This is a genomic window from Mesorhizobium sp. M2A.F.Ca.ET.067.02.1.1 (assembly GCF_004023285.1).
Classification (GTDB): domain Bacteria; phylum Pseudomonadota; class Alphaproteobacteria; order Rhizobiales; family Rhizobiaceae; genus Mesorhizobium.
Genome location: NZ_RZSB01001413.1, coordinates 1 through 474 on the forward strand (window position 1 = coordinate 1; position 474 = coordinate 474).

The 474-nt window shown below is 55.9% G+C and carries 1 protein-coding gene; it reads left to right on the forward strand.

From position 1 onward, the window contains the following. On the forward strand, window positions 1-341 hold a 341-nt coding region (locus EOA28_RS39790), incomplete at its 5' end, for a hypothetical protein (protein WP_210214999.1). Window positions 342-474: the final 133 nt, after the last annotated feature.

A 474-nucleotide genomic window follows, 5' to 3' on the forward strand; every position in this document is an offset into this window, starting at 1 on the left:
CCATTGCCACATCGCGACCTGCCGACGCGGAGCTGGAGATCGTATTCTTGAGATCGAACGGGACCCTGGCGATAAATTGGGTTCTCGAACAGGAACGACCGACGGCGTTAATCAACGATCCGCTTTTTGGGACAAGGGCGAGTTTCGCGGACGTCATCGCGCGAAAGGTCGAGATGCACCTGGAGAACCACCATTCGAAGCACAGGGATGATCTCCTTGCACTCCTGGAGCATTCCGCCTCAATCTCGGCCGAAATGAGTCTGGACCAATTGGTTGGTAGCATCTCCGCGCTAGACCTCGCGAAATACGTCAATACCAACCTTCGTGGCAGCACGCGATAGATGTCAGCCCCCAATCTCCCAGGAATTCCCGAACACCGTGGCAAACGTAGAAGTGGACATGGAAGAAGCTCGACCTGGTCCACCGATCTGTCGACCGGCAAAAGGAGCCGCTGACTTGCTGTCGGTGAAGAAG